This window comes from Amphritea sp. (assembly GCF_050300915.1).
Taxonomy (GTDB): Bacteria; Pseudomonadota; Gammaproteobacteria; order Pseudomonadales; family Balneatricaceae; genus Amphritea.
Map to the genome: position 1 here is coordinate 1 of NZ_JBNKYN010000076.1, position 21568 is coordinate 21568.

Consider the following 21568-nt stretch of genomic DNA (forward strand, 5'->3'; position numbering starts at 1 on the left):
GCGCATCCCCGGTTTAACGCCCGACAGAACGGTCGGCTGATAGTAGGGCCCTTCAGGCTCACCACCCGCTTCCAGGGTCGCACCGGCAGCCACGCTCTCTTTGACGATGGCATCCACCCGCTCCAGTTGAGCACGGTTGATAATCGGCCCCATCGCCACGTTACCATCGGTTGGATTGCCAAAAGGCAGGTGAGCCGCTTTAGCCACCAGCCGTTCTGTCAGTTGCGCTGCAATCGATTCATGAACAATGATGCGTCCCGATGCCATGCAGATTTGCCCCTGATGGAACCAGGCACCCCAGGCTGCATTGCTGGCGGCCAGATCAAGATCGACATCCTCGGTGATAATCAGCGGACTTTTACCGCCCAGCTCCAGCATCACTTTTTTCAGATGGCGTCCGGCCAGCTCACCGATTCTGCGTCCCACCGGCGTCGATCCGGTAAAGGCGATCATGCGCACATGGGGATCGGTACACAGCGCTTCCCCGGCATCCGCGCCGCCGGGAATCACATGCAGCAACCCCTTTGGCAGCCCCGCCTGCTCAAACGCCCGGGCGATAATAAAACCGCCACTGACCGGCGTACGCGGGTCCGGCTTGAGCACCACAGCATTCCCCGCTGCCAGCGCTGGGGCGACGGCACGAATAGACAGAATCAGTGGAAAGTTAAACGGTGAGATCACACCGATAACCCCTAAGGGTTGGCGCCTGGCAAACGACAGGGTACCCGACGCCGAAGGCAGCACCAGGCCATGATCCGGATCAAGCAGCATCGCAGCCGAGCGGCGCAGAATGACCACCGCCTCACGCACCTCATGCTCCCCCTTGGCAAAGATGCCGCCGGTTTCCCGGGCAATCCAGTCTTTTGCGGCACTGAAATCCTGTTGCAGAACCTCAGCAGCACGGAAAAAGATATCGGCCCGCTCGCGGCAGGACATTTTCACCCACTCAGCCTGAGCTTCAGCAGCACTGCGTGCAGCAATGGCGATATCGGCAGCATCGCCCATACCGGTTGTGGTCAGCACTTCCCCGGTTGCCGGTTCGGTCACGACGACAGTACCTCCCTGCGCGGCCCTCCAGCTACCATCGAATATCCGCCCCATCCAGAGGGATGAGTCCAACAGACCTGAGTCACTTTCTACAATTGACACAATAGAACCTCCAGCGTGTTGTCCGCCCCAAAACAGGTGGGATGGACGTTTTTTATTGTTAACCGGATAGAGCAACCGCTGTGCCAGATTTCTCCATGGCTCTTTTTATTGCAACGCAACATCCATCAGATACGTGCAGAGACCTTCCGTATGCCTGAACAAACTATTTATCTTAATTGCAGTGCACAAAAATTATTTACAACCTAAACAGTTGATAAGATTGTTAAACACAGAAAAACGACTTAATATTTTTGTTAAAAATAATGATAACAATGAGTACACCTATGGCTTCTTCCCCCGCGACAGACCAACCGGGTCTGACCCAGGCACGCCCCACTGAACTCCCCGCTGGCGACAGCGATAACCTCACTGAGGGTTCCGGTCTCGACTTTGGTCAGCTGTCTGAATATCTGCATTTCTCCCCTAAAGACGGGCGGATCTGGCTGGATGGCCAGCGCATGGTACTGATGCACAACTCGTCGCTGGGTAGCCTGCGGCGCGAGCTGATTGAACGACTGGGAGTTGAACGGGCACGGGGACTATTGACCCGTTCGGGCTACAGCTCCGGCGTCCGGGATGCGCAACTGGTGCGCGAACGCTGGCCCGATGCCGACCCGGAAGCGATCTTCTTTGCTGGCACGCAGCTGCACTCATTGGAGGGCGTGGTGCAGGTGGAAACCATCCACTTTGAGTTCGATCCCCATCAGGGTACCTATGATGGCGAGTTTCTCTGGCACCACTCCAGTGAAGACGACGAACATATCGCCGCTTACGGCATCGGCACCGAACCCGCCTGCTGGATGCAGCTTGGCTATGCCATGGGTTACGTAACCACGTTGCTGGGACGACTGACCGTTTTCCGTGAGGTCGAGTGCCGCTCAATGGGCCACGCCACCTGCCGGGTGATCGGCCGGACCGTAGAGTTATGGGGCGATGTCGAAGAGGATCTGCGCTATCTCAACGCCGAAGATTTTGTCAGTCATAGCAATACTGGCTCAGGCTCTCTGCCCACCGCCGCGCCGCTGCCGATGGTCAATACTGAACTACCGGTATTGGGGGAGCGGCAGTTAATCGGTATCTCCTCCGCCTTTATTGCCGCCTGTCATATGCTACGACGGGTTGCCAGCACCCGCGCCACGGTTCTGTTTACCGGCGAATCCGGTGTGGGTAAAGAGCTGTTTGCCCGTATGCTGCATGAGATCGGCAGCCGTAAAGATGAACCTTTTATCGCCATCAACTGCGCGGCCATTCCTGACTCGCTGATCGAGTCTGAACTGTTCGGTGTCGACCGGGGGGCTTTTACCGGAGCCACAACATCCCGCCCAGGGCGTTTTGAACGCGCCCACGGCGGCACCCTGTTTCTCGATGAGATTGGCACACTCAGCCCTAGTTCCCAGGGCAAACTGCTACGGGTACTGCAGGAGGGGGTGCTGGAACGGGTCGGGGGCACCAGTCTGATCAGCGTTGATGTCCGGGTGGTCGCCGCCACCAATGTCGAACTCAGAGATGCGGTCGCTAAAGGGGAGTTCCGCGAGGACCTGTTTTTCCGCCTGAATGTCTTTCCTATCCTGCTACCCCCCTTGCGGGAGCGACGGGATGATATTCCGTTGCTGCTGTCGCATTTTCTTGAGCACTACAACCAGCGCCACGGGCGTAACATCCGTGGTTTCACCCTGAAAGCGATGCGCGCACTGCTTAACTACCGCTTCCCCGGCAACATCCGGGAGCTGCAAAACCTGGTCGAACGAGGGGTGATAGCCGCCGAAGACGGGTCACTGATCGACCTCTCCCATCTGTTCCGGGATGAGGAAACCACCCGGGCTTTGCTGTTTACCATCAGTTCAGAAGGAGAGCTGAGTCAGGATAGCGAGGAATCAGCCCTGGAGCAGTTTCGCCGTTTTGCCCCGGCTAACGCTGTCGGCCCATCCCTCGATAAACTGGAAGCACGACTGGTGAGTGAGGCGGTCGCTCAGGCGGATGGCAACCTGTCTGCAGCCGCCAGGCTGTTGGGACTAACCCGCTCGCGACTGGCCTATCGGATGAAAAAGATCAACGAGAGTAATCAGGAAGCCGGGTAACCTGCCCCTTGCTATCGGCGAGCCTTATCTACAGCAACTTATACTCCAGTGCCAATCGGTAACTGAACGCCCCCTGCCCATCCGGCAGGGGCAGCGGAAGTGATCGCTGCACCGCTTCCAGCGTTGCCTGATAAAACAACCGATTGCCCTCAAGCCATTCAAACTTTTCCAACGCCCCCTGACTATTCAGTGACAGTTTAAAGCTCACCCGGCCCTCGATCCCCCGGGACTGTGCCCGCTTCGGGTAACGTTTATGATGATCGATACGTTGCACCAGTAGCGCCAGAAAGCGCTGCCGTAGCTGCTCAGCGCTGATCACCGGTGCAACAGGCTGTGCGCTGTTAACCGGATTAGTTGCGGCCACAGGGGGCGATTCTGCCACCGCCTTCTGCGGCCTGGACTGTAACACTGGCTCAGGTTGAGGCTTTGGTCTGGGCTTAGGCTTCGGTTTTGGCTTAGGCTTCGGTTTTGGCTTCACAGGTTTAGGGACAACCGGCGGCTCTGGTTTCGGCTCTGGAGCCTGAACCGTTTCAGGCAACGGGGCTTCTGTGGGCAGAGGCGGCACTGCCTGCGCCATTAGCATCACCGGCTGATAGCTCACCGGCGCAGCCGCCGCAACACTCAGCTCCGGCTGTTGTAACTGCTGCCAGATAACCGCGTGCACCCCGCCAGACAAGAGCAAACCCGCTAACAGATAGCCGCCTGTACGACTTTGCTGTTCAGATGTCAGACTCATTTTTCCCGGGTAGCAATTTCTAGATGGCTGATATGCAGTAATCGGGCGATATCAAGCAGCGTCACCACCTTATCAAAACTCACCTGGCTATCCGCTTTAATACGCAGCAGCCGGTCAGGATTATCACTGAACAGCAATTGCAGACGCTGCTCCAGCAGCTGGCCATGTACCACCTCTGAATTGATATAGAAGCTACCCGACGGATCAATCGATACTACCACCGGTTCGACCTCGGTCATCGCTTCTGCGCTGGCCGCTTCCGGTAACGTCAGTTCAATCTGTTTTTCATCCACAAAATGCGCCGTCAGCATAAAGAAGACTAACAGCAGAAATACAATATCGATCAGCGGCGTCAGATTCAGGGTAATCAGACTGTGCGCGGGTGATTTATAGGACATCCGCAACAGTCTCCCAGTCATCAAGACCTTCATCCACAGCAATATCAAAACTCTCTGAACGGTCCAGTACCAGTGCTGCCGCCTGATGCAGATGCCAATGGTAACGACCTAGAGCGGACTCCAGAAAGTGCAGTAAAATCAACAGCGGAATCGCCACAGATAAACCCACCCCGGTGGTTAACATCGCCTCCCAGATACCGCCGGCCAACGCCATTGCATCCACCTTACCGCCTGCACTTTCAATCACCTGGAACGCTTTAATCATCCCGGTGATGGTACCCAGCAAGCCTAACAGTGGTGCGGTATTTGCCAGCACGGCCACGGTCTTCAAGCCGGACTCAAACGGCTTCATCTCTGCCTGAATCAGATGCGTGGCGGTCGCTCGCAACTCCGGGCTATGTCCATGCAGCCGCAGCACGCCGCGTAACTGCTCAACAATCCTTTTTTCGGCCCCTCCCTGCCACTGTTTCGGGGAGAGTAAAAGATTACATCGACGGGTCAATAAAAGTTGCAGATAGCGACTGGCAATAATCGCCAATCCCAGTATTGAATACGCAATCAGGATCCAGATTATCGGACCCCCTTTATCAATCCACATCATTTTTAAACGCCCCTTAACGCGGTATTTACCGCGACTAACATCAACATTACGGCACCGGTGCGGGTCAGCGCCAACTGCCACTGAGACAACTGTTGTTGCAACTCCTGCCCCAGCAAAGCAAACCCGTAGCGCACCAGCAAAGTAGGAATCACGATCGCCCCCAAACCAAAGCTCAATGCAACAGCGGCTCCCCACAATGGGTCGGCACTCTGCGCAGCAGCCGCCAGTAAACCCAGCAAGGGAACACAGGGATTCAATGCCAGGGAGAACCCCAGTAAAGCCAGCTGTAAGCGGTTTTTTTCAGCCGCTCCGTCAGTAGTACCACCGGCATCGGTGGCGATCAGAGCGGCTGTTGGGGATCGCTGAACACTCGTCTGTAACGAACTACCCTGCGCAGCGCTAACGGCACAAACCGGTTTACGACTCTGAAGTAACATCCGCAGTGCCAGCCAGAAAGTCACCCCGGCGATTGCCCAGGGCAGCAGCGGGTGCTTAAGGTAATGTTGCAGCACACTGCCCGTAGCGGCCGCGAGGGTTCCCAACAGCAGATAGCCTGCGAGTCTGCCGCTCATAAATGGCAACAGTACCGCATGAAAAGGCTTTCGCGCCGCAGGACCCAGCAGTATTGGCCCCAGATAGGGCAGACAACTGAGATTACAGGGGCCACTGCCAAAACTGAGACCGATCAGGAAGGCGGTGAATACAGCAGCACTCAGCTCCAGCCCCAGTAGCTCTGCACTCATATTTTCTCTTTTTCCGTTTGCTTAAAACCGATCAGCTTAACGCTGTCCCATTGTGTCTGGGCTTTCTTACGCTGTTTAAAATAAGCGGGACTGGAGCTGAAAACCGGCACACTGAGATAGCGTAACTGCAGCACATCCTTATCGGGACAAAACTCAACACAGCGACCACACAGGGTGCAATCTGCCAGGGTAATATCTTTTGCCTTGTCCACTGTATTACATTCGCTTTGCAGCTCACGAATATCCATTGGACAGGCCTCGGCGCAGAGGCCACATTTATCACAGCGGGCGCTACCCTGTTTCACCAGCCGGGCGAAGCCTACTTTTCTGAACACCGCATGCAACGCCAACATCGGACAGATGCGGCAGAAGGGCTGCCGCATGGTCATCGCCAGCGCCACCATCAAACCAAAAAGAAAATCGCCAGTAATCGAAAGCGCCATGTAACTGGGGCTGGAGGTGTCGACAAATAACTGTTCATTCGAGCCGGTCAGCAGGGTGGTCATAATCCGGCTGGGACAGATCTGGCAAAACGGATCGCCCCATTCATTGCTGAGAAACCCCAGACTGGTCAGTGCCGGCAGAACCAATACTAAGCCGCCCAGCATCAGCCATTTAACCGGACGAATCTTATCAACAGCGCCATGGGCAAGACTGTCGACCCGACGTAATCCAAGCTTTTGTCCAATCAGCTGCATCATCTCCTGAAAGAACCCCAGTGGGCAGACCCAGCCACAAAACGCCTTATTGAGAAAGACAAACAGCAGCAGGAAAGTGCCGACGGTGGTTATAAATGGCATGAGAAACAGGAACCAGTTACCGCTTTCAACTGAGGCGTCCAGACGATGATGCAACTGATGCTGCAATGGGATCAGCGCGCAGTAATCAGCATTCATGGAGTCATAAGCACAGCTCAGTGCAGGCAGCGCGCCAGAAATTTTATCGGCCGCATAAAAACCCACCACTACCGAGCCATACACCAGAAAGATAAACATACATAGCTGAACAAACCGGCGAACAAGGGTCAGGTTGGCAATCATCTTTTTTTCCTCCGGCTATGGGCAGGCAGACGGCGGTTAAGCCAGAATCCGAACAGCAGTCCGCCAAGGGCAACCCCTGCTCCCAGATTAGCGCTCTTCCAGCTGGACTCGTTGACGAAGTAAGCCGTACTGAGCGAGGTCTGATAACCGATGCCGTCACGCTTCAGTTCGCTAAAAATGCGCAGCTCACCCGGGGGATTTGCCCGCACGCCCGCAACAACATGGGTAAAGTCATCTGGGATAGCAATTGTCAGCACGCCATCGGCATCAGTATGCAGTATCTCGGTGCTGCCCAGAGCGGTCATCACCAATACCGGCTGTTCCTGCAACGGCTCACCTTTAAACTGCACAATAAAGCGGTAGGTTTTACCGCTGGTATAGCGCCAATGCTCTCGGGGTAAGGGATCGGGGACAATCTCCAGCGCACCCAGTGGCTCAGCTAACAGATCAGAGGGGGAGGTATCCACCGGCTTACCACTGAAGTAGAGGTAGCGCACCGCCATGTGCTGAAAATCATTACCCTGTTCCGTCGCGACCAGGGCGTGATAACTGTTTTTACCGGTAGCCTTAACCCGGTACACCCCACCCTGCGGCTCAAGCGGGCTGCGTTGCAGATCGGAATGCAGCAACATTGCTGCGGACTGTGCCAATGGGCTCTGATCGATTAATCGAAACAGTTTAGGGCCACCATGCCCACCGCCTTTAACGGGCTCAGGCTGCCAATAGAGATCCGCCTGCGCCACCGAGGCCAGCATCCAGAAGAAAATACATGTGAGTGTGCGCATCCTGCTCTTTCCAGGTTAAATAAACCCGCAGATATTAACCACACTTAACCTGCCGCGGATGTGACCGAATGACGCATGAGACAATTCGCCGCATAGACTTATTTTTTATAGGTGTATAACACCCTAACCATCGCCTCTCTGAAAAATAGTTAGCACTTAAGCAATTGAGTGTTTGAGCCAACAACAACTATTGGATTAAAGTTGTAAGCAGCCGATACCAGAAGCCATTGTTAACGGATCAGGATAGAGACTGAAGGATTGATCATGAACTACTGCAACCTGTGCGGATCGACTGTCCGGTTCGAAATACCGGCAGGCGATAACCGTCCACGTCATATCTGTAATGAGTGCGGCGAAATTCACTATGTGAATCCAAAGATCATCGCCGGCTGCCTGCCGGTATATGAAGATAAAGTTCTGCTATGCAAACGCGCCATAGAACCCCGCGTTGGTTATTGGACGTTGCCCGCCGGATTTATGGAAAACGGGGAATCAACCCGTAATGCCGCCGCCAGAGAAACCCTTGAGGAAGCCAATGCGCGGGTGAGTGACTTACAACTGTATACGCTGACCTCTATCGTGCCGGTCAGCCAGGTGCAAATGATCTATCTAGCGCAACTGGATGACCTGAACTTTTCTGCCGGTGATGAAACCACCGATGTACAACTGTTCACAGAAGAGACTGTCCCCTGGGATGATCTGGCGTTTCAGACCATCCGCAACGCCTTACGGTTCTATTTTGCAGACCGTAAAAATGGGGCATTTCCACTACATCACGTTGACCTTGAAACACCGCCTGGACACTATATTGACAAACCTGAACTGAAACCGGAGAAACCTGAAGATGGACAATAAACTGATTCTCATCATTCTCGCCATTCTGCTCCCCCCGATCGCAGTCTTTATGAAAGCCGGTGCTGGTTTGCAACTGGTAATTAATATTGTGCTCTGCCTGTTTTTTTACATCCCGGGTATTCTGCATGCGCTCTGGCTGGTGTTAAAATAACCACTTTACTGTTCCTGCCGTGGCTCTCTTTCCACGACAACAGTGATGAATAACGGCCCATAAGGCCGTTTTTTTATTTAACTGTGCCTATCCGGCGCGGATATGAGACCTCCCATGACTTTGTTAATCGCTACCTGGATTAAGTTTTTCGTCCTCTTTGCACCGTTTTTTGTGGTGTCAATGTTCCTCTCACTGACCCGCAGTGACACACCGGCAGAGCGCCGCAGCACCGCCAACAAAGCGGTATTTGCCGCAGCGTTAGCATCACTGGTGCTGTTTTTCTTTGGCTCCCCCCTGTTTGAACTGCTGGGCATCACGATCGATTCCTTCCGGATCGGCGCGGGCATCTTGCTGTTTCTGTCGGCCATCAGTTTGGTCAGGGACGGTATCCGCACCAACGCCCAGGTGCCGGGAGGTCCCAGAGAGGATGCTTCAGTAGTACCGCTGGCGATCCCGACCATTATCGGCCCAGCCACTATCGGTGCGATACTGGTGTATGGTTCAGAACTGCATGGTATTGAGGTCATTTTAGGACTCAGCGGCATGTTTCTGGCGCTGGTTTGTCTGCTGGCGCTGCTACATGCAGCAACGGGTGTAGAGCGTTTACTGGGAAAAACCGGGCTGAATATTCTCAGCAAGATTACCGGCCTGATTCTGGCAGCGATGGCGTCCGAGATTGTACTCACCGGAATTACCGGCTTTATGGCCCGCATCGCCAGCGTTAGCTGAACGTTATCGCATCAATGACGCAGAACCCCACAGCCACGGGCTCTGCGTCGCTTACCCCAGTGATACCCATACTTAATCCACAAGGATATCCACAGTTTTTGTGACTAGTTTACAGGGTTTTTCACAGGTTACTTATTGACCAGATCATATTTAACACAAAACCAATAAAAACAATAATTACAAATAGTTAGCTACACAACCCAGCGGTTACCCATACTTAATCAACAAGCTTATCAACAGATTATGTTCATAACACGCCCGGTTATAAACATGTTCAAATATTGCTCAACTGCCAGACATCATAAGCCACCTCTTCATAAGGATGCGCGAGCTTAAGCGCATCCACTGCCGCACCGATGAGATGGTCTTCACACACCAGCTCGACCTTCCACTCCTCAAGCTGCTCTAACGCCCCCTGCTGTCCGATATGGGGATTGCTGCCCAGCAGTGGTCTGAACTGTCCACCCCCCTTTACCTGCCAGCAGCAACAGTCGTAGTTGCATATTTTGCCCGCACCGGCAGCGAACACCGCCTGTTTCACCGCTTCAAGATTCTCTTCAGGCACAAAAAAAGCCAGCTTATACATCACGTCCTCCGTTATTCAGAACGAAAAAAAACGGCCGGTAATTTCTCACCGGCCGTTTATCTATCACTGATAATCCAGTTTAAAGCTCTTCAATCTGCCGACGAATATCTTCTACCTTACGGGTTACCACTTTTTCCAGATGCGCCAGTTCTTCCAGCAGATGCTGTTTCTTGTTGATAACAGACTTCTCTTCGATCACCAGATGTTCAAGCTCTGCCACCGCTTTCAGATAGTACGGAGAAGGCTCGGTGCTGGCACGGTAAGGTACCAGTCCTCCTTCAACGGAAACATTGGTGTGGCGGCGCTTAAACTTAAACTTCTTACTCTTGGTCATCCACTCGCCCTGATGGCGGTGCAGATAGACCTTCAGCACGTCGATATCATTCTCTGTGCGGGTGGTATATTTCTCAATCTCGTAGGGATCATCAAATCCCATCTCTTTCAGGGTCTCAAATTTTTTGGCAGACATCAGGTCTCTCCATAAGCCGTTCGCTGTCATCCCATAAAATATAGATGAAAAAGGCTACTCTGTGGGATAACTATTGCCCCATTATGGGATATTTATTTAATTGTTCAGTAAAACTAAAAAACCGCCATCTGAGCCAGCCAGAAAAACAGGCTCATATGACGGCTGTCAAACAGTTCAGACAGGCCTTAGTCTCGCAGACCCAGGACATCCTGCATATCGTACAAACCGTTTTCTTTACCCGCCAGCCATCCGGCTGCACGTACCGCGCCTTTAGCAAAGGTCATTCGCGAGCTGGCTTTATGACTAATCTCGATCCGCTCACCTTCAGTGGCAAACAGCACCGTATGGTCACCGACCACATCTCCGGCACGGATGGTGACAAAGCCGATCTCCTCTTTAGTACGGGCACCCACCTGACCTTCACGACCATATACCGCACACTGACGCAGATCCCGCCCTAATGCGTCGGCAACGACCTCGCCCATGCTCAGCGCAGTACCGGAAGGGGAATCCACTTTATGGTGATGATGCGCTTCAATGATCTCGACATCGTAATCATCACCCAGTGCTTTAGCCGCTTCTGCCAGCAGTTTAAAGCACAGGTTCACGCCAACACTCATATTAGACGCAAACACCAGCGGCATCACCTCACCGAAACTTTTAAGCTCGTTACGCTCCATCTCGTTCAGGCCTGTGGTACCAATCACCATCGCCTTGCCGTTGATGGCACACAGAGCCAGATTAGCCAGGGTCGCCTTAGGCGCAGTGAAGTCGATCAGGACATCGAAGTCATCCATAACCTCTTCCAGTGCGCCGACAATTTTCACTCCCAGTTTACCCACCCCAGCCACTTCACCGGCATCGGCACCGATCAGACTGCTGGTTGACTCAACAATCGCAGCGCCAAGCCTGACACCTTCTGCCGCCTGAATCGCTTCAATATTTGTTTTACCCATACGCCCGGCGGCGCCGGTTACTGCAACTCTTATCATTCTGAACACCTGGTCTGATCACCCGCCGATAAAGTCAGCCGGTAACTTAAATCATTTACTCTTTTGCCGACTGACACTCTGATCCATATCAAAGGCCGGTTTCTCGCACTCCGGACGGCCAACCACCTTCGCCGGAACGCCAACCACCGTCGTATGTGGTGGTACATTATCCAACACCACCGAACCGCCACCGACCTTTGCGCCGACGCCCACCTCGATGTTGCCAAAGATTTTTGCACCGGCGGCAATCATCACCCCTTCCCGAATCTTCGGATGGCGATCACCGCTCTCTTTGCCCGTCCCGCCCAGGGTAACCGACTGCATAATAGACACATCGTTATCGATCACGCAGGTTTCCCCAACAACGATACCGGTGGCATGGTCAAACATCACCCCACACCCTATCTGCGCAGCAGGATGGATATCCACCTGGAATACTTCACTGATACGACTTTGCAGATAGAGTGCCATCGAATGACGCCCCTGCTGCCACATCCAGTGCGCGATACGATACGCCTGCAGGGCGTGAAAGCCCTTCAGGTAGAGCAACACCGTAGTAAAACTGGATACCGCCGGATCCCGGGTGCGCACAGCACTGATATCCTGACAGATACATTTGAGAATATTCGGGTCGCCGCCAAGAGCCTCTTCAATCAGCTCGCGCAGCGTGATCGCAGCCATGACCTCATCAGACAGTTTATTTGCCAGCAGGTAGCTCACCGCTTCACAAAGGCTGTGGTGACGGATAATGGTGCTATGAAAGAAGCTCGCCAGAAACGGCTCACGGGCCATCTCTTCACGGGCTTCCTGTTGAATCAGCGTCCATAACTCACGCGGTTGAGTGGGAAATTCACTCATGTAAGACTCCAAAAAGTCGTAGGGGCTGCGATGCAGCCCCTGGGGATATCAGGTCATATCCTCAAAAAATTTCTTCACGCTGTCAAAGAAACCATGTTTCTTCGGCCCGTGATGTTTTTGTCGCTCATCCATAGCGGTTTCAAACTCGCGCAGCAACTCTTTCTGCTTACTGTTCAGGTTGACCGGTGTTTCAACCGTCACCCGCACCAGCAGATCGCCCACGGCACCACCCCGCACAGGCTTGATCCCCTTGCCTCGCAGACGGAACAGTTTGCCGGTCTGAGTTTCTGCAGGTATCTTCAGTTTAACACGGGATTCCAGCGTCGGTACCTCAAGCTCACCACCAAGCGCCGCATCGATAAAGCTGATCGGGACTTCGCAGTACAGATGCTTACCATCGCGTTCAAAAATCGCATGATCACGGACATTAACCTGCACAAACAGGTCGCCTGATGGCCCCCCGTGACTGCCTGCTTCTCCTTCACCAGAGAGGCGAATACGGTCACCGGTATCAACACCCGCAGGAATTTTAACCGAGAGTTTCTTGGTTTGCTGCTTGCGACCCTGACCATGACAGCTGGTGCAGGGATCAGAAACAACCTGGCCCTCACCATGACAGGTCGGGCAGGTCTGCTGTACTGAGAAGAAGCCCTGCTGCATCCGTACCTGGCCAATACCACCACAGGTACCACAGGTTTTAGCGCTGGTGCCAGGTTTAGCACCACTGCCATCGCAGACATCACAAGGCACCAGTGTCGGCACAGTAATGGTCTTGTCGCAGCCTTTTACTGCCTCTTCAAGACTCAGGTCCATGGTATAACGCAGATCGGCACCACGCTGTACATGGCTACGACGTCCGCCATGACCCTGCTGACCAAAGATATCGCCGAACACATCACCAAAGATATCGCCGAAACCGCCAGCACCGAAGCCGCCCTGACCGCCCATACCACCCTGATCGATACCCGCATGGCCGTACTGGTCATACGCCGCTTTCTTCTGTTTATCAGACAGAACTTCGTATGCTTCATTCACCTCTTTAAAGGCGTCTTCCATCGATTTATCGTCAGGATTACGGTCCGGATGGTATTTCATCGCCATCCGACGAAACGCCTTTTTAATATCCCGGTCAGAAGCGTCCCGAGAAACGCCTAATACTTCGTAAAAATCTTTCTTCGACATAATCGGTATCGCAATCCGGTTAACTTGTTCGTTGAAAATCAGCTAAGAATAAAAACAGGACAACGCGGGACCGGCCCGCGCTGTCATTTCAAGTCTGAATCACTCTAACACGACTTATTTTTTATCGTCGTCTTTAACTTCTTCAAACTCGGCGTCAACAGCATCATCAGCCGGTTCAGCCTTAGCCTGCTCATCGCTCTGACCTTCAGCCTGTTGAGCGGCCTCAGCATACATCTTCTGCGCCAGCGCAGAAACCGCTTCGGTCAGCGCTGCAGTCTTGGTTTCGATCACGTCTTTATCGTCACCTTTGAGCACGCCTTCCAGCTCGTCGATAGCGCTGTTGATGGCTGTTTTTTCCTCTTCAGTTACCTTATCACCGGCATCTTCAAGAGTCTTCTTAGCGGAGTGAATCATCGCATCACCCTGGTTACGGGCCTGACTCATCTCTTCAAACTTCTTATCCGCTTCAGCATTGGCTTCCGCATCACGAATCATCTGTTCAACTTCTTCATCACTCAGACCAGAAGAGGCTTTGATGATAATAGACTGCTGCTTACCTGTCGCTTTATCCTTCGCTGATACGTTGAGGATACCGTTGGCGTCGATATCGAAGGTTACTTCGATCTGCGGCATACCACGCGGTGCCGGTGGAATATCGGCCAGGTCGAAACGACCCAGTGACTTGTTACCGGAGGCTTGCTTACGCTCACCCTGAACCACGTGAATGGTTACCGCAGTCTGGTTATCATCAGCGGTAGAGAACACCTGAGACTTCTTCGTCGGGATAGTGGTGTTTTTCTCGATAACCGGCGTCGCTACACCGCCCATGGTTTCAATACCCAGGCTCAGCGGAGTCACGTCCAGCAGCAGTACGTCTTTTACATCACCGGAGAGTACCGCAGCCTGGATAGATGCACCGATCGCAACCGCTTCATCAGGGTTAACGTCTTTACGTGCTTCTTTACCAAAGAACTCAGTAACGCGCTTCTGCACCATTGGCATACGCGTCTGACCACCGACCAGAATCACTTCGTCAATATCCGCTGCTGTCAGATCAGCATCTTTCAGCGCGATACGGCAAGGCTCAATAGAGCGCTCCACCAGTGCTTCTACCAGAGATTCCAGTTTTGCACGGCTGATTTTAACATTCAGGTGCTTAGGACCGGATGCATCAGCAGTGATATACGGCAGGTTAACGTCAGTAGACTGGGCAGATGACAGCTCAACTTTAGCTTTCTCGGCACCCTCTTTCAGACGCTGCAGCGCCAGCGGGTCGTTGTGCAGGTCGATACCGGACTCTTTCTTAAACTCAGCCGCCAGATATTCGATCAGACGGGAGTCAAAGTCTTCACCACCGAGGAAAGTGTCACCGTTGGTCGCCAGCACTTCAAACTGGTGCTCACCATCTACTTCAGCAATTTCGATGATAGAGATATCGAAGGTACCACCACCCAGGTCGTATACAGCGATAGTCTTATCGCCCTTAGACTTGTCCATACCGTAAGCCAGTGCGGCTGCGGTTGGCTCGTTGATAATACGCTTAACGTTCAGGCCTGCAATTTTACCGGCATCTTTAGTCGCCTGACGCTGGGAGTCGTTGAAGTAAGCAGGAACGGTGATAACCGCCTCGGTCACCTCTTCGCCCAGATAATCTTCTGCAGTTTTCTTCATCTTCTTCAGAATCTCTGCAGAGATCTGTGGTGCAGCCATTTTCTTATCGTTTACCTGAACCCAGGCATCGCCATTGTCAGCTTCGATAATTTTATACGGCACCATTTTAATATCTTTCTGAACCACGTCATCTTTAAAACGACGACCGATCAGACGCTTGATGGCAAACAGTGTGTTATTTGGATTGGTCACTGCCTGACGCTTAGCCGGCTGACCTACCAGGATCTCACCATCAGCCGCGTAGGCGATGATGGATGGGGTGGTGCGATCACCCTCTGCGTTTTCAATAACCCGTGGCTTATCGCCATCCATAACAGCAACACAAGAGTTAGTTGTGCCCAGGTCAATACCGATAATTCTACCCATGTCTATCACTCCAGTAATTCTGTGTCCGTTCTGACGGACGAAATTCTTTTGAACTTGCTAGCTATATTGGTGCGGATTTGTCAGTTTCAAGTCCTGACTTATTCTGCGCCTTTAGAAACAATAACCATCGCCGGACGAATCAGACGACCATTGAGGCTATAACCCTTCTGCATCACCGCCATAACACTGTTTGCCGGCAGATCAGGATTAGGCACCATCGACATCGCCTGGTGCAGTTCAGGATTAAACGGCTCACCTACAGGGTTGTGCTGATCCACTTTGAATTTACCCAGACCGGTGAGGAACATGTTCAATGTCATCTCAACGCCTTCCCGCAAAACCACAACCGCTTCATCATCGCTGCTGGATGCTTCAATCGCCCGTTCCAGACTGTCCACTACCGGCAGCAGTTCATTGGCAAACTTCTCCAGTGCAAACTTATGGGCTTTTTCAACATCCTGCTCTGCCCGGCGACGGATATTCTGCATCTCTGCACGGGTTCGCAGCTCCTGATCTTTCAGAGCGGCAACCTGATCCTGAGCCTGGGCCAACTCCAGCTGTAATGCATCGACATCTACCGTCTCTGCAGCGACCGGCTCAACGGTTTCGTCAGCGGCCACGGTCTCATCAACCGTTTCAGTTACTGCGTCTGGCTGCTGATCTTCAACCTGAGACTTATCTTCGCCTGCCATCACTTTCTCCAACCATCTGATATGTGAGTTTTCTGTTGAGCTTTTATATGGGGCTAAGACAACAGGATTCAAGTGGATATTTTTAGATTTTTTTACCAGACTGAGCAGTTATTGATTGCGTTGGCTTAATTATTGGCATATACATTAACCACTGTATAAATACACAGATTAATGGTTATGCTGACTCAACTGAACATTCGCAACTACGCTATCGTTGAAGAACTGGACCTGGAGCTGGAGAACGGTATGACCGTTATCAGCGGCGAAACCGGGGCAGGCAAATCAATTATGCTCGACGCTCTGGGACTCACGCTGGGTGACCGTGCCGATATGGGCTCGGTACGAAAGGGCGCTGAACGGGCAGAAATAATTGCCAGTTTTGACATTTCCAACATACCAACCGCGAAAAAATGGCTCAGACATCAGGACCTGGATGACGATGATGAGTGCATTCTGCGACGGGTGATCACCTCTGAAGGACGCTCAAGAAGCTATATCAATGGCAGCCCCTGCCCGATCAATAAGGTTCGGGAGCTGGGTGAGTATCTGATCGAGATTCATGGCCAGCATGAACATCAGCGCTTATTAAAAAAAGATCATCACCGCTATCTGCTGGATGCCTATTCCGGCAAGACTGAGCTGGCGGGAAAAACGCGCCAGCTGTTTCGCAACTGGCAAGGCATGAATAGTCGGCTTCGCCAGCTTTCAGCCCAGAGTGAAGAGCAAACCGCCCGGCTGCAACTTCTCAGCTATCAGGCCGAAGAGCTGGAACAACTGGGTGTCGGCGAAGGTGAATATGAAAAACTGGTCGAGGAACAGAGCACCCTGGCCAATGCCGGTGAGATTCTCCAGTCCGGTCAGCAGATATTGCAACTGACCTGCGAAGCTGAAGAGGTCAACTGCTTAAGCCTGCTGAACCAGTGTCAGCACTTACTGGGCAAGATAAAGGGCACCTCGCCTTCGGTCAGACAAAGCATTGAGATGCTTAACAGCGCCCAGATTCAGATTGAAGAAGCCGCCCAGGAGATCAGCCACTACATGGACCGGGTGGAACTGAACCCGAAACGTCAGGCGGATGTGGAAGAGCGGCTCAGCAGCATTTTTGATCTGGCCCGTAAACACCGCATATCGGCCGAGCAGATCCCCCAGTTCTATCTCGACATTCAGAAAGAACTGGAAGGTCTGAGCATGTCTGACCAGGCGCTGGAGCAGCTGCATCAGGAAACAGAAAACGCTCGTCAGGCGTTTATCAAAAGCGCAGAAAGCCTCAGTGCAAGCCGCAGAAAAGCTGCGCTGGCACTGAAAAATGATGTTAACAAACAGCTTCACAGCCTCGGGATGACCGCAGCCGAATTAAGCGTATCAATCACCCCTTATGACAAAGACCAACTAAGCGTGCATGGCCTGGAAGAGGTTGAGTTTCTGATCACCACTAACGCCGGTCAACCGCCACGCCCGCTGAATAAAGTTGCGTCAGGTGGCGAGTTATCGCGAATATCACTCGCTATTCAGGTAATTACCGCACAAACCTCCAGCACCCCAACGCTGATCTTTGATGAGGTCGATGTCGGTATTGGTGGTGCGATTGCTGAGGTGGTTGGCCGACTGCTGCGCCAGCTGGGTGATAACAGTCAGATTCTGGTGGTTACCCACCAGCCGCAGGTCGCATCTCAGGGCCACCAGCACCTGTTCGTCAGCAAACAGACCGTGAAAGACAAAACCATTACCCGCATCGACCGCTTGAATATGAATCAGCGCGTCGGCGAAGTGGCCCGCATGTTAGGCGGTATTGATGTTACCGAAACCTCACTGGATCACGCCCGGGAGATGCTCGGTCTGGATGGATAAACCGCAGATAACACCAACTGACTGCATAAAAAAACCGGCCTGGCCGGTTTTTTTTATCTCTGGAATATTTGCCAAACGCTTATTTAGGGCGACAACCGTCAGCACACTCACCGTACAGATAGAGGGTACGGTCCGTAATCTTGAACCCCAGCTCCTGGGCGATCTGGTCCTGGCGCTTTTTCAGCGCCGGATCGGTAAACTCACGAACTTTGCCACATTTCACACAAACAATATGGTCGTGCTGCTCATCCTGGGTCAGCTCAAAAACTGAATGACCACCCTCAAAATGGTGCCGTGAAACCAGCCCGGCAGCCTCAAACTGAGTCAGAACACGATAAACTGTTGCCAGTCCAACATCCTCGTTATGCTCCAGCAGCAGTTTGTAGATATCCTCTGCACTGAAATGATCACCTTCGCCTGCTTTCTCAAGAATCTGATAAATTTTCACCCGAGGCAGGGTAACCTTCAGGCCTGCTTTACGTAATTCTTGATTTTCAAGTGCCATAATCTTTCTCTATGATGTTTATCTCAACGAATGTTAGACTTGCGATCTCAATTATCTGATTTTATACGCGAAAGTGGAAGTCATTTACTAATGCAAAAAATTCTTATTAGCGTTATTGCCGCTATTTTACTGGCCGGATGCTCCGAATTCCCCGGCGTTTACAAGATCGATATTCCACAGGGCAATGTGGTCACCCAGGAGATGGTGGACACTCTCCGGCCGGGAATGACCCAGAACCAGGTGCGTTATGTACTGGGCACTCCGCTGGTGACCGACAGCTTTAACAAAAATCGCTGGGACTATATCTACCGCAACCAATCCGGCGCAACCGGGGTAATCACCCAACAGCGCCTCACCATCCTGTTTGATGCTAACGGCAATCTCTCAGGTATGGCTGGCGATTTTCGCCCCGGCGGCCAGCAGTAAAGTTACACTGTGCTAAAAACCGGACCGGGTCCGGTTTTTTACAGGCTAATAATCACCCCTGCGCATCACGCTCAGCCTTAGCTTTCGCTGCCCGGCGCGCCCGCACCTCTTTGGGGTCCGCAATCAACGGCCGGTAGATCTCTACCCGCTGGGCTGGCTTAAGAATATGGCTCTTAGGGTCAGCTAGCGCTTTTCCGAAAACCCCCATCGGGTCGTTCTCAATATCAATCTGCGGAAATATTTCAGCGATACGCGACTGAACCACCGCCTCATAAGCAGAGCACCCTTCATCGACCTGTAGCGCGATAATCTTCTGCTCATTAGGCAGTGCGTATGCCACTTCAACTTTAATCATCTCAGTTACCTGAACCCTTACGCCCTTCACTCGTTTGAAAACGCCTAGCGCACTCAGCCATAGACCTGATCAGCACGACTAACGAACGCATCAACCATAGTCGCCGCCATCTGATTAAACACCTTACCCATTGCCAGACTAGTCAGCTTACCGGAAAAATCAAACTGCAGACTCAGGCTCACCTTGCATGCCTCGTCACTCAGCGGTTTAAATGTCCATAACCCGGAAAGACTGGAGAATGGTCCTTCCACCAGTTCAATCCTGATCATGCCCGGACGTTGCAACTGATTACGGGTAGTAAAACTATACTTAAGCCCCGCTTTAGCAACTTTCAGGCTTGCCTGCATCGTCGTCGCAGTCGACTCAATCAGCGTAGTACCGGAACACCAGGGCAAAAACTGCGGGTAACTTTCCACATCGTTGACCAGATCAAACATCTGTTCTGCCGTATGGAGCACCAGCGCACTCCGATCTACCTGTGTCATACTATCAGCCCAGTTTATCGATCAGATTGAAAATAAAGATCGCAGCAACGGCGACCGGTGCAATATAACGGATCGCCAGCGACCAGGCCAGATAGTAAGCGGGATTGCTCACTGCCAGCTCATCCCGGGTAATACGCTGAGTCAGCACCCAACCGGTAAAACAGGCGATAAACAGGCCACCCAGAGGCAGGAAAATATTCGCGGTGATAAAATCGAGGAAATCGAAAATATTCATACCGAACAGCGCGACACCACTACCAAAATTAAACGAGCTTAGCGCCGCAATTCCCAACAGCCATACCACCAGCCCCAGCATAATACAGACAGGCCCACGTTTCAGACCAAACTTCTCCACCATCCAGGCTACACCCGGCTCCATCAACGAGATCGCTGAGGTCCAGGCGGCCAGCGCCACCAATACAAAGAACAAAAAGCCGAAAATCTGTCCACCCGGCATATGTCCAAAGGCCACCGGCAGGGTAATAAACATCAGACCTGGCCCCGCACCGGGGTCCAGTGCATTGGCAAACACAATCGGGAAGATCGCCATACCCGCCACCAGCGCCACTATCGTATCCAGCGCAGCGATTGTCAGTACAGTCCCGCCAATCGAAGCATTTTTAGGCATATAGGAGCCATACGCCATGATCGACCCCATCCCCAGGGACAGGGTAAAGAATGAGTGTCCAAGTGCCACCAGCACCGCATTCCAGGACAGTTCAGAAGGATCAAAATGGAACAGAAAATCCAGACCTTCACCAAACGAACCCGAGGTCATCGAATACCCCAGCAACAACATTAGCAGTACGAACAGTGCTGGCATCATAATCTTAGTGGCACGTTCCAGGCCTTTGTTAACACCCCCCACCAAAACGATCATTACCAATACCACAAACACCGAATGCCAGATCAGCAACGCCTGGGGATTAGCCAGCAGATCACTGAACGCTTTACCGGCTTGCTCACTGCCAATATCCAGAAACTCACCATTTGCCATCGCAGCCACATAGGCCAGTACCCATCCGGCCACCACCGAATAGAATGAGAAGATCAGAAAACCAGCCAACGCCCCTACCCAGCCCACCAACGACCAATTAGGTGACTGATTTGATTCCAGAGCAACCTCCCGCATTGAGTTAATCGGGCTTTGACGCCCCCGCCGCCCCACCAGCACCTCAGCCATCATAATCGGCACACCGACCGCCAGAATAAACACCAGATACATCAGGACAAATGCGCCGCCACCGTTCTGACCAGCAATATAGGGAAACTTCCAGATATTACCCAGGCCAACAGCAGAGCCGGTCGCAGCCATAATAAAGACCCAGCGACTGGCCCATGAACCATGAATATTTTGACGATCTTTCATCTGAATCTCTTAACGTAGGCGAATATTTGCAACAACTCATGCGAATCGTTAAACAGCCCGGCATTGTCCATATTTTGGCCACTCAATTCAATGACACAGGCCTGCCACTGGTAAAAAACCGCTTTTCGTGCAGCAAAACAGAAGCGAAAGCTTCACGATACTAATTCTCTTTCATTGCACTGTAACGCTCTATATAATCCCGCCCCATGGCAAAGAAGAAAGCAAAACCCAGTGGCAATACCATCTGCCAGAACAGAAAAGTCCGACATGAGTATTCGATTGATACCAAGTTCGAGGCTGGCCTGTCTCTCACCGGATGGGAAGTAAAAAGCCTCCGCGAAGGTCGCGGCCAGCTTGTAGACTCTTATGTAGTTCTGCATAACGGCGAAGCGTGGCTCGTTGGCGCCCATTTTACGCCGCTGAAAACTGCATCCACACATGTTGTTGCTGAACCGACCCGACAGCGCAAGCTATTGCTGCACCGTCGCGAAATTGATCG

General features: G+C 52.5%; 25 protein-coding genes. 7 read left to right on the top strand and 18 right to left on the bottom strand.

Going from position 1 to position 21568, the window contains the following annotated elements:
* On the bottom strand, nucleotides 1–1149 hold a 1149-nt coding region (locus ACQY8X_RS16725), incomplete at its 3' end, for an aldehyde dehydrogenase family protein (RefSeq protein ID WP_428036281.1).
* A 284-nt stretch (nucleotides 1150–1433) separates the two neighbouring features.
* Here ACQY8X_RS16725 and ACQY8X_RS16730 point away from each other — a divergent pair.
* Complete coding sequence (locus ACQY8X_RS16730) at nucleotides 1434–3227, top strand: sigma 54-interacting transcriptional regulator (protein WP_428036282.1); 1794 nt, start codon at nucleotides 1434–1436, stop codon at nucleotides 3225–3227.
* A gap of 28 nt (nucleotides 3228–3255) precedes the next feature.
* Here the strand turns inward: ACQY8X_RS16730 and ACQY8X_RS16735 are convergent, their stop codons facing one another.
* From ACQY8X_RS16735 to ACQY8X_RS16760, 6 genes are read right to left on the bottom strand one after another with little or no spacing between them, the layout of a single operon-like run.
* Complete coding sequence (locus tag ACQY8X_RS16735) at nucleotides 3256–3963, bottom strand: TonB family protein (RefSeq protein WP_428036283.1); 708 nt, start codon at nucleotides 3961–3963, stop codon at nucleotides 3256–3258.
* Nucleotides 3960–4361: an ExbD/TolR family protein gene (locus ACQY8X_RS16740; RefSeq protein WP_428036284.1), complete on the bottom strand. Its 402-nt coding sequence runs from the start codon at nucleotides 4359–4361 to the stop codon at nucleotides 3960–3962. Before ACQY8X_RS16740 ends, ACQY8X_RS16735 begins: the two co-directional genes overlap by 4 nt.
* Complete coding sequence (locus tag ACQY8X_RS16745) at nucleotides 4351–4962, bottom strand: MotA/TolQ/ExbB proton channel family protein (protein WP_428036285.1); 612 nt, start codon at nucleotides 4960–4962, stop codon at nucleotides 4351–4353. Before ACQY8X_RS16745 ends, ACQY8X_RS16740 begins: the two co-directional genes overlap by 11 nt.
* Before the next feature lie 2 nt (nucleotides 4963–4964).
* Nucleotides 4965–5705 (bottom strand): sulfite exporter TauE/SafE family protein, encoded by a 741-nt coding sequence (locus tag ACQY8X_RS16750; protein ID WP_428036286.1) that lies wholly within the window; start codon nucleotides 5703–5705, stop codon nucleotides 4965–4967.
* Nucleotides 5702–6745, bottom strand: a complete 1044-nt coding sequence (locus tag ACQY8X_RS16755; RefSeq protein WP_428036287.1) for a 4Fe-4S binding protein — start codon at nucleotides 6743–6745, stop codon at nucleotides 5702–5704. Before ACQY8X_RS16755 ends, ACQY8X_RS16750 begins: the two co-directional genes overlap by 4 nt.
* On the bottom strand, nucleotides 6742–7530 hold the full coding sequence (locus tag ACQY8X_RS16760; RefSeq protein WP_428036288.1) for a hypothetical protein: 789 nt from the start codon (nucleotides 7528–7530) through the stop codon (nucleotides 6742–6744). Before ACQY8X_RS16760 ends, ACQY8X_RS16755 begins: the two co-directional genes overlap by 4 nt.
* A 264-nt stretch (nucleotides 7531–7794) precedes the next feature.
* Between ACQY8X_RS16760 and ACQY8X_RS16765 the strand changes: the two genes are divergently transcribed.
* From ACQY8X_RS16765 to ACQY8X_RS16775, 3 genes are all read left to right on the top strand, one after another.
* Nucleotides 7795–8385, top strand: a complete 591-nt coding sequence (locus tag ACQY8X_RS16765) for an NUDIX hydrolase (RefSeq protein WP_428036289.1) — start codon at nucleotides 7795–7797, stop codon at nucleotides 8383–8385.
* A complete protein-coding gene (locus ACQY8X_RS16770; protein ID WP_299202049.1) occupies nucleotides 8375–8536 on the top strand; it encodes a YqaE/Pmp3 family membrane protein in 162 nt (53 codons plus the stop codon). Before ACQY8X_RS16765 ends, ACQY8X_RS16770 begins: the two co-directional genes overlap by 11 nt.
* 114 nt (nucleotides 8537–8650) lie before the next feature.
* A complete protein-coding gene (locus ACQY8X_RS16775; protein WP_428036290.1) occupies nucleotides 8651–9265 on the top strand; it encodes a MarC family protein in 615 nt (204 codons plus the stop codon).
* Between the two features lie 274 nt (nucleotides 9266–9539).
* Here ACQY8X_RS16775 and ACQY8X_RS16780 read toward each other — a convergent pair whose 3' ends face one another.
* The 7 genes from ACQY8X_RS16780 to grpE form a co-directional block, all read right to left on the bottom strand.
* Nucleotides 9540–9851 (bottom strand): NGG1p interacting factor NIF3, encoded by a 312-nt coding sequence (locus ACQY8X_RS16780; RefSeq protein WP_428036291.1) that lies wholly within the window; start codon nucleotides 9849–9851, stop codon nucleotides 9540–9542.
* Nucleotides 9852–9930: 79 nt separating this feature from the next.
* Nucleotides 9931–10320, bottom strand: coding sequence for a DUF3461 family protein (locus tag ACQY8X_RS16785; protein WP_428036292.1), 390 nt, complete (start codon nucleotides 10318–10320; stop codon nucleotides 9931–9933).
* 185 nt (nucleotides 10321–10505) lie between these two features.
* Nucleotides 10506–11312 carry a 4-hydroxy-tetrahydrodipicolinate reductase gene (dapB, locus tag ACQY8X_RS16790; protein WP_428036293.1) on the bottom strand — a complete coding sequence of 269 codons (807 nt, stop codon included), beginning with the start codon at nucleotides 11310–11312 and terminating at the stop codon, nucleotides 10506–10508.
* Nucleotides 11313–11363: 51 nt separating this feature from the next.
* A complete protein-coding gene (cysE, locus tag ACQY8X_RS16795) occupies nucleotides 11364–12170 on the bottom strand; it encodes a serine O-acetyltransferase (RefSeq protein WP_428036294.1) in 807 nt (268 codons plus the stop codon).
* A gap of 48 nt (nucleotides 12171–12218) precedes the next feature.
* Entirely contained in the window at nucleotides 12219–13352 is a 1134-nt protein-coding gene (gene dnaJ, locus ACQY8X_RS16800) for a molecular chaperone DnaJ (RefSeq protein ID WP_428036295.1), read from the bottom strand.
* A 114-nt stretch (nucleotides 13353–13466) separates the two neighbouring features.
* Nucleotides 13467–15389: a molecular chaperone DnaK gene (gene dnaK, locus ACQY8X_RS16805; RefSeq protein ID WP_428036296.1), complete on the bottom strand. Its 1923-nt coding sequence runs from the start codon at nucleotides 15387–15389 to the stop codon at nucleotides 13467–13469.
* A 98-nt stretch (nucleotides 15390–15487) separates the two neighbouring features.
* Nucleotides 15488–16081, bottom strand: a complete 594-nt coding sequence (gene grpE, locus ACQY8X_RS16810; RefSeq protein WP_428036297.1) for a nucleotide exchange factor GrpE — start codon at nucleotides 16079–16081, stop codon at nucleotides 15488–15490.
* 177 nt (nucleotides 16082–16258) lie between these two features.
* Here grpE and recN point away from each other — a divergent pair, with 177 nt between their 5' ends.
* Complete coding sequence (recN, locus tag ACQY8X_RS16815; RefSeq protein WP_428036298.1) at nucleotides 16259–17929, top strand: DNA repair protein RecN; 1671 nt, start codon at nucleotides 16259–16261, stop codon at nucleotides 17927–17929.
* Nucleotides 17930–18008: 79 nt separating this feature from the next.
* Here the strand turns inward: recN and fur are convergent, their stop codons facing one another.
* The gene (gene fur, locus ACQY8X_RS16820; protein WP_428036299.1) at nucleotides 18009–18434 is read right to left on the bottom strand and encodes a ferric iron uptake transcriptional regulator; all 426 of its coding nucleotides are present in this window, start codon (nucleotides 18432–18434) and stop codon (nucleotides 18009–18011) included.
* A gap of 90 nt (nucleotides 18435–18524) precedes the next feature.
* Between fur and ACQY8X_RS16825 the strand changes: the two genes are divergently transcribed.
* Nucleotides 18525–18860, top strand: a complete 336-nt coding sequence (locus ACQY8X_RS16825) for an outer membrane protein assembly factor BamE (RefSeq protein WP_428036300.1) — start codon at nucleotides 18525–18527, stop codon at nucleotides 18858–18860.
* A gap of 52 nt (nucleotides 18861–18912) precedes the next feature.
* Here the strand turns inward: ACQY8X_RS16825 and ACQY8X_RS16830 are convergent, their stop codons facing one another.
* The 3 genes from ACQY8X_RS16830 to ACQY8X_RS16840 are packed head-to-tail and all read right to left on the bottom strand — an operon-like array spanning nucleotide 18913 to nucleotide 21069.
* On the bottom strand, nucleotides 18913–19215 hold the full coding sequence (locus ACQY8X_RS16830) for an RnfH family protein (protein WP_428036301.1): 303 nt from the start codon (nucleotides 19213–19215) through the stop codon (nucleotides 18913–18915).
* Between the two features lie 53 nt (nucleotides 19216–19268).
* Nucleotides 19269–19700, bottom strand: coding sequence for a type II toxin-antitoxin system RatA family toxin (locus ACQY8X_RS16835; RefSeq protein WP_428036302.1), 432 nt, complete (start codon nucleotides 19698–19700; stop codon nucleotides 19269–19271).
* A 4-nt stretch (nucleotides 19701–19704) separates the two neighbouring features.
* Nucleotides 19705–21069 (bottom strand): sodium-dependent transporter, encoded by a 1365-nt coding sequence (locus ACQY8X_RS16840; RefSeq protein ID WP_428036303.1) that lies wholly within the window; start codon nucleotides 21067–21069, stop codon nucleotides 19705–19707.
* Nucleotides 21070–21275: 206 nt separating this feature from the next.
* Here ACQY8X_RS16840 and ACQY8X_RS16845 point away from each other — a divergent pair.
* Nucleotides 21276–21568 (top strand): SsrA-binding protein (locus tag ACQY8X_RS16845; protein ID WP_428036304.1); only part of this gene is annotated, 293 nt, incomplete at its 3' end.